Origin of the sequence: Streptomyces sp. NPDC058964 (assembly GCF_042741275.1) — a bacterium.
GTDB lineage: Bacteria > Actinomycetota > Actinomycetes > Streptomycetales > Streptomycetaceae > Streptomyces.
This window is the reverse complement of sequence record NZ_JBHYKH010000501.1, coordinates 1-6,660: the sequence shown is the minus strand read 5'-3', so window position 1 is coordinate 6,660 and position 6,660 is coordinate 1. Positions and strand designations below refer to the sequence as shown.

Sequence of the window (6,660 nt, the reverse complement as noted above, 5' to 3'; positions counted from 1 at the left end):
GCGGCGCGGCCCCGCCCCGCCTCCCCCCGCCCCCCCCCCCTGCCCTCGCCTGCCCCGCGCCGCGCGCCCCGCTGCCGTCCGTCGTCACGGGGCGCGCCGGCGGCCGCTCACGCGCCGGCGCGGTGCCCGAGGAGGCGGGGTGTCCCGGTGCCGACCTGAAAGGGAGGCGTCGGCGCGGGTCGTTCAGGGGCGGGGCGTCACTCGATGACGAGGTCGACCTCGATGTTGCCGCGGGTGGCGTTGGAGTAGGGGCAGACCTGGTGGGCGGTCTCGACCAGCTTGCGGCCGGCGGCCTCGTCCACCGTGTCGGGCAGTTCCACGCGCAGCGTGACCTTCAGGCCGAAGCCCTCGCCCTGCTTGCCGATGCCGACCTCGGCGGTCACCGCGGCGTTGCTGACGTCCACCTTCGCCTGGCGGCCGACGAGACCGAGGGCGCTGCCGAAGCAGGCCGCATAGCCTGCGGCGAAGAGCTGCTCCGGGTTGGTGCCCTCGCCGTTGCCGCCCAGCTCCACCGGCGGGGCCAGCTTGAGGTCGATCCTGCCGTCGGAGGAGACGGCACGGCCCTCACGACCGTGGGTGGCGGTGGCGACAGCGGTGTAGAGCGCGTCCATGGAAGACCATCCCTTTCGAAAACAACGTCTCGTTCCGGCGGTCCCGGTCCGGGCCGCCCTCACGACCACAAGTAGAGCACACAATTTAGTTGTACACAACTGAATGGCCGCCAACGCTACCCTGGAGTCATGACAGCCACCCAGCCCTCCGGCCCCGAGGCGGACTGGCTCCGCCTGGACCGCCAGATCTGCTTCTCCCTGCACGCCGCGTCCCGCGCCTTCAACGGCGTCTACCGCGTGATCCTCAAGGACCTCGGGCTCACCTACCCCCAGTACCTGGTGATGCTGGTGCTGTGGGAGCACGGCGACCTGCCGGTCAAGAAGCTCGGCGAACATCTGCGGCTGGACTCCGGCACGCTGTCACCGCTGCTCAAGCGCCTCGAGGGGGCCGGTCTGGTGCGGCGGGAGCGCAGCGCGCGCGACGAGCGGTCGGTCGAGGTGCGGCTGACCGGGGAGGGGACCGCGCTGCGCGAGCGGGCGCTTCAGGTGCCGGGCCGCATCGTCGCCGCGACCGGCTTCGAGCTCGACGACATCCGCGAACTGCGCGAGCGCCTCGACGAACTCACCACCGCCCTGGACGCGGCGGCGCTGGAGGGCGCGCCAGGCTGCCGGTAGCGAGGGTGCGGCGGACGTAGAGCCGGATGACCACCCGGTTCCGCACCGTCTGCGTGACGGGCGCGAACCGCTCGTTCAGGACGTCGAGCTTGAGCCGTTCGGTGGGACTGCGCGGGCGGGCCGCCGCGTCCACCATGTACCGCTCGGCGACCACCCACACCCGGTCGAGCCCGGCCAGCCGGCGCCGCAGTGCGTCCGGGCCCACCTCGGTGCCGTACAGCGTCCCCGACCGGGGCGCCCCCACCGCCAGTGCCACGTCCCGCGTCCCCCGGAACCCCGCCGGGTAGGCGAGGGCCGTGCTGCGCGCGTGCAGGGGCAGGAACAGCACCGGGTCCCCCGGCCGCAGCGCGTGCGCGGCGGCCCTGGATACGGCGGCCAGGTCGTCGGGTCGGTGCTCCGGCAGACGGTCCGCGCGCAGGAGGGGGAGCTGATGGACGAAGGCGAGGACGACCGCGAGGACGCCGGTGAGGGTCAGGAGGGGGAAACGGGTCCGCGGCCGGCCCACCGCCCGGGCCACCCGATCGGCTCCGGCCGCCACCAGCAGCGGCGCCCCGCCGAGCGCGTAGAGGACGTACCGGTCGACGTACAGCGGCGAGAACTGCGAGGCGAGCATCAGCACCACCGGCGGTACCACCGCCAACGGCAGCGCGACCGCGGCGCACGTCACCTCCCCGCGCCGCCCGACCAGCCGGGTAAGCCCCACCGCGGCGAAGGCCAGGCACGTCCAGTACACCTCGGACGTCGGCCCCGCGAACGTACGCAGCAGTCCCTGCGCGTTCTCCATCGTCGGCTCCGCCAGCCACGCCAGCTGCGCCGACTGGGCGTGCGAGACGGCCACCATGGGGAGCAGCGTCACCAGGACGGCGCCCGCCGCGCAGCCCCACCGCCGCCACACCCGTGCGCGCACCCGTGCGAGCGCCAGCGTGACGGTGTGCGCGAGGAGCAGCAGGACCGCGAGTTCGTGCAGCCAGCAGGTGACGCCGAGGACCGTGCCGTACGCCCACCAGGACCGGCCGCCCCCGCCCCGCCCCGAGCCGGGAGCGCCCCCGTCCACGGCCCGGACGAGCAGCAGCGTCGCCGCCGTCGCGCCGGCCGCGACCAGGGCGTAGGAGCGGCCTTCCTGCGCGTAGTGACCGGCCATGGGCGTGACCGCGTACAGCAGCCCGGCCCACAGACCGACGCGGGGCCGGACCAGCCGGGTGCCGAGGGCCGCGACCAGGCCCGCGGTCGCCGCCGCGCCGCACACGGAGGGAAGCCGGAGGAGGACCTCGCCCGGATGGAGGGCGAGGACCGCGTGCATGAGCAGGTAGTACAGGCCGTGCACCGCGTCCACTCCGTGCAGCAGCCGCCAGATCTGCGGCACCGTGCGCCGGGCGACCTGGTAGCTGACGGCCTCGTCGCGCCACATGCCGCCGCGGTCGATCCCCCACAGTCCGAGCACGAGCATCACGGCCACCGGGACGGCCACGGCCAGGGTCCCGGCGCGGCGGGTACGGCTCGACGAGAGGCTCGACGGCAGCTCCGACGGCTGGTTCAACGGCGGTTCCAACGGCGGTTCCAACGCCGGGTTCAACGGCGGTCTCAGCTGGGGCCCCATGTTCACCACGGCCCGATCTTTTGCGATTAGCCAACCTTTGCCGGGTAATGACGGCGTATCAGCACTATTACACCATCCGCGCGGCTTACGCTCCGGTGTGATGAACCGCCGTCAGTTCTCCCTGGTGTCCCTCGCCGCCGCCTGGCTCGTCACCCGTGCCCTGATGCTGTGGCTGCTCGCCCACGACACCGAGCCCCTGCTGGGCCGGGGCGCGGTGGCGCGCGAGGTGTGGCGACTCTACTTCCACTGGTACGGCGTCCTGTCCCACGGCGCCTTCCCGGCCAACGACACGCTGTGGCAGTACCCACCGGGCGCGGGCGCGGTGCTGGCGTCGCCCGGCCTGCTGCCCGGACTGACGTACTTCCAGGCGTTCGTGGCGCTCACGCTGACCACCGACGCGCTGGTCACCGCGGCTCTGGCCCGCGCGGGCACACGGCCCGGACGCAGCCTGCTCGGCGCCGCCCTGTGGACCGGCGGCCTGCCGCTGCTGCTGCACATCCCGCTCGCCCGGTACGACGTTCAGGTCACCGCCCTCGCGGTCATCTCCCTGTTGACGCTGAACCGTTCCACGCGCGCGGGCGGGGCGTTCGCGGCACTGGGCGCCCTGGTGAAGGTGTGGCCCGCGCTGGTGCTGCTGGGCACTCCGCGAGGGCGGACGACGCGGTCCGCCTGGACGTGGGCCGGTGCGACCGGGGTCCTCTCCCTGGGGCTCTTCGCGGCATCGTTCAACAACCCCCTGGCCTTTCTGCGGCAGCAGGGCGGCCGTGGCGTCCAGATCGAGTCCCTGGGCGGTACGGCGCTCAGTCTGGCGCGGCACGCCGGCTGGCCGGGAAGGGTCCGCTACCAGTACGGCGCGATGGAGCTCGTCGGTCCGTACGTCTCCGCCGTCGCGACCGTCTCCCTCGCGCTGACGGCGTCCGCCTTCGCGCTCCTGCTCCTGTGGCGCGTGCGGGCCCGGCGCTGGACCGGGGCGACCCCGTTCGACACGGCGCTGTGCGCCGTTCTGCTGTTCACGGTCACCAGCCGGGTCATCAGCCCCCAGTACATGATCTGGCTGGTCGGCCTGGCCGCCGTCTGCCTGACCTCGCGGCACACCGTCCAGCGGCCGGTCGCCGCCCTGGTGCTGGCGGCCACCTCGGTGAGCGCCGTGGCGTACCCCGCGCTGTACGGCGAGGTGGTGGGCTGCACCTGGACCGGCTGTCTGCTGATGCTCGTCCGCAACGGTCTGCTGGCCACCGCCGCCGTGCTGTCCCTCGCCCGGCTGTGGCGCTCCACCCGGCCGGCGTCCGGGAGGAGCACTCCCGTGAGTGAACCCCGGCCGGACTCCGTCCGTCTTCCGCATCGAGCGCTCACCGCCTCCTGACGGGAGCTCACGGACATCTCCAGGATCCCGGTCGCCCCCGCCCCGGCCCCCGCCGCCCAGGTGGGCGTCGTCGTCATCGGCTACAACGACTCCGCCCATGTGGGGGAAGCGGTGCGCTCGGCGCTCGCACAGGGGCCCGCGGTCCGGGAGGTCGTCGCCGTGGACGACTGTTCGACGGACGGCAGCGCCGGGCTGCTCGCGGGTCTGGCCGCCGGGGAACCGCGGCTGAAGGTGGTGGTCCGCGGGGTCAACAGCGGCGGCTGCGGGACTCCGCGCAACACCGGCCTCGACGCGGTGACGGCGCCGTACGTGATGTTCCTGGACAGCGACGACACGCTGCCGCCGGGCGCGGTGGACGCACTGCTCACGGCGGTGACCGGGGCGCGCGCAGAACTGGCCGGCGGGCTGTGCGTGCGCCGTGAGCTCCCCTCGGGGCACGAGCTCCCGTGGCAGCCGGCCCTGTACTCGGCGCCCGCCGTGGTCACCCGCCCCTCGCAGCGCCCCCGCCTGGTCCGCGACACCCTGTGCGTCAACAAGCTCTACCGCACGGACTTCCTGCGCCGGCACGGCATTCGCTTCCCCGAAGGCCGGTTCCTCTACGAGGACTTCGTCTTCTCCGCCCGCGTTCTGGCCGCGGGACCGCGCATCGCGCTGGTGCCGGACCCGGTGTACGTCTGGAACGTGCGCCGCGCCTCCGGCCGGCTCTCGCTGTCCCTGGACCGGGCCGCCATCGACAACTGGCGGGCGCGTACGGAGGCGTGCGAGCTGGCATACGACGTCCTGCTGGGCGCCGGGCAGAAGGAGCTGGCGCGGGCGGCGCGCGCCAAGTTCCTCGACCACGAACTGCGCATGTACACACGCGAACTGGAACTGCGCGACACGGCCTACCGGCGCGCGTGGTGGGAGCACACCCGGACGTACCTCGAACGGTTCGACGCGGGCGACCGGGAGCCCGACCCGGCCTCGCCCGGCCGGCTGCTCGCCCGCGTCCTCCTGGCGTCCCCCGAACCGCGCGATCTCCCCCGCCTCAGGGAACTGGCAGCGCGCCCGGCCCGGCTGCGCCCTCCGTACGCCCGCACCGCCGACGGCACGCCCGTCTGGTCGCGGGACCTCCCCGAGGTCACCCTGACTTCCCTGCTGACCCGCCCCGTCCGTCTGCTCCCGCTCGCCGTCGACGCGGAGCTGCGCCCACGCGCGCGTGCCACCCGGCTGCGGCTGCGCCTGCACGAGCTGTACGGGCGGGTGGCCCAGGCGGGACCGGAGACCGTGGAGGCGGAGTGGCGCCGCCGGGAGGACGGCCGCACGTCCGCCCGCCACACCTGCGAGCTCACCCCCTCCGCCGACGGCACCTGGTCGGCACAGGCGCCCCTCGATCTCGACGCCCTCGGCGCGGGCACCTGGGACCTGTACCTGCGTCTGCGCTTCGCCCACGGCGCGTACCGCGACGCCACGGCGCACGCGCTCGCGGGCGCCGGTCTGCTGCGCCGCCGCGCCGTACCGAGCACCCGGCACGGCGTACTGCTCGTGCAGCCCTACGCCACCCACTCCGGGGCGCTGGCACTGCGCGTGGCGGCCGGGGCACGGGGAGTCATGACCGTGGCCCGCGGACGGCTGCGGCGCCTGCTTCACTGAAGTCCGATCGGGCCAACTGACGAGGGGACGGCCGCACATGACCTGGCTGATCACCGGCGGCGCCGGCTACATCGGGGCACACGTCGTACGGGCGATGACCGAGGCGGGAGAGGAGACGGTGGTGTACGACGACCTGTCCACCGGCCTCGCCGAGCGCGTGCCGGACGGGGTCCCCCTGGTGGTGGGTTCGACGCTGGACGGCGAGCGGGTGGCACGCGCCCTCGCCGAGCACGCCGTCACCGGTGTCGTCCATCTGGCGGCGAAGAAGCAGGTGGGCGAGTCCGTGGACCGCCCGCTGTTCTACTACCGGCAGAACGTGGAGGGCCTGCGTGTCCTTCTGGAGGCGGTGACGGCGGCGGAGGTGCTGGCCTTCGTGTTCTCGTCCTCCGCGGCCGTGTACGGCATGCCGGACGTCGGCCTGGTGACGGAGGAGACGCCGTGCGTGCCCCTGTCGCCGTACGGGGAGACCAAGCTGGCGGGTGAGTGGCTGGTCCGCGCGACCGGCCGGGCGGCCGGGCTGTCCACGGCCTCGCTGCGGTACTTCAACGTGGCCGGCGCGGCGACCCCGGAACTGGCCGACGCGGGCGTCTTCAACCTCGTCCCCATGGTCTTCGAGAAGCTCACGCAGAACGCGCCCCCGCGCATCTTCGGCGACGACTACCCCACCCCGGACGGCACCTGCGTGCGGGACTACATCCACGTGGTGGACCTGGCCGAGGCCCATGTGGCCGGGGCCCCGGCCCAGGGGGGCTCCCCGGGCCGCCTCCAGTAGCTCCACAACGGGGGCGGGGTGGGGGGGTGGGTGCGCGAGATGGTCGTGCACATGATCGCGGTGACGCTCG

General features: G+C 74.0%; 5 protein-coding genes and 1 pseudogene. 4 read left to right on the top strand and 2 right to left on the bottom strand.

Translation table 11 applies throughout. The annotated features are described in order from the left end of the window. Positions 1-197 precede the first annotated feature (197 nt). Positions 198-611 carry an organic hydroperoxide resistance protein gene (locus tag ACFW2E_RS38395; RefSeq protein ID WP_384474139.1) on the bottom strand — a complete coding sequence of 138 codons (414 nt, stop codon included), beginning with the start codon at positions 609-611 and terminating at the stop codon, positions 198-200. 129 nt (positions 612-740) lie between these two features. Here ACFW2E_RS38395 and ACFW2E_RS38390 point away from each other — a divergent pair, with 129 nt between their 5' ends. Next, positions 741-1,226: a MarR family winged helix-turn-helix transcriptional regulator gene (locus ACFW2E_RS38390; RefSeq protein ID WP_384474136.1), complete on the top strand. Its 486-nt coding sequence runs from the start codon at positions 741-743 to the stop codon at positions 1,224-1,226. On the opposite strand, the gene ACFW2E_RS38385 is transcribed toward ACFW2E_RS38390, so the two are convergent. Further along, a complete protein-coding gene (locus ACFW2E_RS38385; RefSeq protein WP_384474141.1) occupies positions 1,174-2,673 on the bottom strand; it encodes a hypothetical protein in 1,500 nt (499 codons plus the stop codon). The two genes, ACFW2E_RS38390 and ACFW2E_RS38385, sit on opposite strands and share 53 nt — an antisense overlap. Positions 2,674-2,923: 250 nt before the next feature. Between ACFW2E_RS38385 and ACFW2E_RS38380 the strand changes: the two genes are divergently transcribed. The 3 genes and pseudogenes from ACFW2E_RS38380 to ACFW2E_RS38370 all read left to right on the top strand — a co-directional run. Beyond that, positions 2,924-4,186 carry a glycosyltransferase 87 family protein gene (locus tag ACFW2E_RS38380; protein ID WP_384474133.1) on the top strand — a complete coding sequence of 421 codons (1,263 nt, stop codon included), beginning with the start codon at positions 2,924-2,926 and terminating at the stop codon, positions 4,184-4,186. 60 nt (positions 4,187-4,246) lie between these two features. Further along, entirely contained in the window at positions 4,247-5,818 is a 1,572-nt protein-coding gene (locus tag ACFW2E_RS38375; protein WP_384474131.1) for a glycosyltransferase family 2 protein, read from the top strand. Positions 5,819-5,855: 37 nt separating this feature from the next. Beyond that, positions 5,856-6,660, top strand: a pseudogene (locus tag ACFW2E_RS38370) (NAD-dependent epimerase/dehydratase family protein); the annotation flags it as partial.

Bases quoted from the DNA above. Each gene is read 5' to 3' on its own strand.
- ACFW2E_RS38395 (WP_384474139.1), bottom strand. From the start codon at position 611: ATGGACGCGCTCTACACCGCTGTCGCCACCGCCACCCACGGTCGTGAG.
- ACFW2E_RS38390 (WP_384474136.1), top strand. From the start codon at position 741: ATGACAGCCACCCAGCCCTCCGGCCCCGAGGCGGACTGGCTCCGCCTG.
- ACFW2E_RS38385 (WP_384474141.1), bottom strand. From the start codon at position 2,673: ATGCTCGTGCTCGGACTGTGGGGGATCGACCGCGGCGGCATGTGGCGC.
- ACFW2E_RS38380 (WP_384474133.1), top strand. From the start codon at position 2,924: ATGAACCGCCGTCAGTTCTCCCTGGTGTCCCTCGCCGCCGCCTGGCTC.